Source organism: Atlantibacter hermannii, assembly GCF_009907385.1.
Taxonomy (GTDB): Bacteria; Pseudomonadota; Gammaproteobacteria; order Enterobacterales; family Enterobacteriaceae; genus Atlantibacter; species Atlantibacter hermannii_A.
Map to the genome: position 1 here is coordinate 1 of NZ_JAAATR010000037.1, position 2,640 is coordinate 2,640.

4 protein-coding genes are annotated in these 2,640 nt (G+C 67.1%); all 4 read right to left on the reverse strand.

The features are described from left to right. Positions 1-1,011, reverse strand: a complete 1,011-nt coding sequence (gene hypE, locus GV764_RS11680) for a hydrogenase expression/formation protein HypE (RefSeq protein ID WP_161660321.1) — start codon at positions 1,009-1,011, stop codon at positions 1-3. Next, positions 1,008-2,129: a hydrogenase formation protein HypD gene (hypD, locus tag GV764_RS11685; RefSeq protein WP_161660322.1), complete on the reverse strand. Its 1,122-nt coding sequence runs from the start codon at positions 2,127-2,129 to the stop codon at positions 1,008-1,010. The genes hypE and hypD overlap by 4 nt, the downstream gene beginning before the upstream one ends. After that, positions 2,129-2,407, reverse strand: coding sequence for a HypC/HybG/HupF family hydrogenase formation chaperone (locus tag GV764_RS11690; protein ID WP_161660323.1), 279 nt, complete (start codon positions 2,405-2,407; stop codon positions 2,129-2,131). The genes hypD and GV764_RS11690 overlap by 1 nt, the downstream gene beginning before the upstream one ends. Continuing rightward, positions 2,398-2,640 (reverse strand): GTP-binding protein (locus GV764_RS11695; protein WP_328515167.1); only part of this gene is annotated, 243 nt, incomplete at its 5' end. The genes GV764_RS11690 and GV764_RS11695, both read right to left, overlap by 10 nt.

A 2,640-nucleotide genomic window follows, 5' to 3' on the forward strand; every position in this document is an offset into this window, starting at 1 on the left:
TTAACAAATTCGCGGCAGCGGTTCGGAAAACGGCAGCTCCAGGGTGCGCTTCACGCCGTACAGGCCGGTCAGCCGTACCCCCTTACCCGCCACCACTTCGCCAATCAGCGTGGCGTCGCGTCCCAGCGGGTGGCTGCGCAGCGCCGCCATCAGCCCCGGCGCGGCGTCGCGCTCTGCGGCGATCACCAGCCGGCCCTCATTGGCGAAATTCACCGCCTCCAGCCCCAGCAGCTCGCACAGCCCCCGCACCGCCGGCTTCACCGGCAGCGCGCGCTCGTCAAGCTCGATGCCGCAGCCGCTGCTGGCGGCAAACTCGTGCGCCACTGCGTTCACGCCGCCGCGCGTGGCGTCACGCATCGCTTTTATCCCCGGCAGGTGCCGGATGGCCTGGATCAGCGGCGTCAGCACCGCGCAGTCGCTCTCCGGCACGCCCTCAATGCCCAGCTGTTCCCGCAGGTTGAGGATGGTGGCCCCGTGGTCGCCCAGGGTGCCGCTGACCATCAGCACATCCCCGGCACGGATATGCTGCGCCCCCCAGTGGATATCCGCCGGGATGGCGCCGAGGCCCGCGGTGTTGATAAACAGTCTGTCCGCCGCCCCGCGCGGCACCACCTTGGTGTCGCCGGTGACAATGGTCATGCCGTGCGCACGGGCGGTGGCCGCCATGCTGCTGACCACCTGCTCCAGCACCGCCATCTCCAGCCCCTCTTCCAGGATAAACCCGCAGGAGAGCCAGCGCGGAACCGCCCCGCTCACCGCGATATCGTTCGCCGTGCCGCACACCGCCAGTTTGCCGATATCGCCCCCCGGGAAGAACAGCGGATCGATAACGTAGCTGTCGGTGGAAAACGCCAGCCGGTCGCCGCAGGCCGTGAGCTCCGCCAGCGGAATGCGCGCCTGGTCCTCCTGGACGCTGAGCAGGGGGTTGTCAAAGGCCCGGATGAACAGCTCGCCGATAAGCTGCTGCATCGCCTGGCCGCCGTTGCCGTGGGCAAGAGTAATGCTCTTCATGCTTCACACTCCGTGGAACGGTACTGGTACCAGGCGGCGCAGGCGCCTTCGGATGAGACCATCAGCGCGCCGAAGGCGTTCTGCGGGTTGCAGTGCCGGCCGAACAGCGGGCAGCGGGCGGGTTTGCAGCGCCCGGTCAGCACATCCCCGCAGCGGGCGCGCGGGTCGTCACAGACCTGCTGCGGCGTAAGGTTAAAGTGCCGTTCGGCGTCGAACCGGGCATAGTCCGCGGTCAGGCGCACGCCGGAGTCCTCAATCACGCCCAGCCCGCGCCATTCGCTGTCGCCCTGCACGCAGAACACCTCGTTAATCGCCTGCTGCGCCGCCGGGCTGCCCGCATCCGGCACCACGCGCCGGTACTCGTTTTCCACCCGGCTGTGCCCGGCGATTTTCTGCTCCACCAGCATCAGCACGCCCTGCAGCAGGTCGACCGGTTCAAACCCCGCCACCACCAGCGGGCGCTGAAACTCACCGGCGATAAAGTCGTAGGCCGCGGTGCCGGTCACCATGCTGACATGCCCCGGCGCAAGCAACGCATCAATGCCGTTGTCCGGCTGCGCCAGCAGGCTGCGCAGCGTGGGCATCAGGGTGATGTGCTGGCAGAAGAAAAAGAAATTGTGCAGGTTGCGCTGCCTCGCCTGTTGCAGGGTGAGCGCGGTGGCGGGCATGGTGGTTTCAAAACCGAGCCCGAAGAACACCACCTTACGGTCCGGATTCGCCCCGGCCAGCGTTAACGCATCCAGCGGCGAATAGATAATGCGCACGTCCGCGCCGCGCGCCCGCGCATCCGTCAGCGAGCCGTTTCTGCCCGGCACCCGCAGCGCATCGCCAAAGGTGCAGAAAATCACCTCCGGGCGGGCGGCGATTTCCAGGCAGCTGTCAATCCGCCCCATCGGCAGGACGCACACCGGGCAGCCGGGGCCGTGGATAAACTCGATGTTCTCCGGCAGCAGCTGGTCGAGGCCGAATTTAAAGATGGCGTGGGTGTGGCCGCCGCACACCTCCATAATCCGCAGCGGGCGCCGGGCGTCATACGCCAGCCGCGGCGCGCGGGCTTTCAGTACCGCAATCAGCGCCATCACCTTTTCAGGGTCGCGGTACTCGTCAACATAACGCATCAGCGGGTCTCCTCCGGGAATAACAGCACGCCCACGTCGGGCTCCACCTCATACATGTTGTGCAGCGCCGCCAGGGTTTCCCGGGCTTCGTGCTCGTCAATGACGCTCATGGCGAAGCCGACGTGGACCAGCACCCACTGCCCGGTGCGGGCGTTGCCGTGCTCATCGTGGGTGCCCACCAGGGTCAGGTCCACTTCACGGCGCGCGCCGCTCACCGAAACCTGCGCCCGGTTGCCCGGGCCGGTTTCCACTATCTGGCCGGGAATGCCTATGCACATCGCTGCGCCTCCAGCCAGGCAAGCCAGGCGTCCATGCCCTCGCCGGTGGTGGCCGACACCGGGATGATGTCAATCCCGGGATTGACCGCGCGGGCGGCGGCCAGGCACGCCGCCATGTCAAAGTTCAGGTAGGGCAGCAGGTCGACCTTGTTGAGCAGCATCAGCGAGGCGGCAGCGAACATGTGCGGATACTTGAGCGGCTTGTCCTCCCCTTCGGTGACCGACAGCACCGC

What these genes read in the sequence shown, in the direction of transcription:
- hypE (WP_161660321.1), bottom strand. Translation starts at nt 1,011, where the DNA reads ATGAAGAGCATTACTCTTGCCCACGGCAACGGCGGCCAGGCGATGCAG.
- hypD (WP_161660322.1), bottom strand. Translation starts at nt 2,129, where the DNA reads ATGCGTTATGTTGACGAGTACCGCGACCCTGAAAAGGTGATGGCGCTG.
- GV764_RS11690 (WP_161660323.1), bottom strand. Translation starts at nt 2,407, where the DNA reads ATGTGCATAGGCATTCCCGGCCAGATAGTGGAAACCGGCCCGGGCAAC.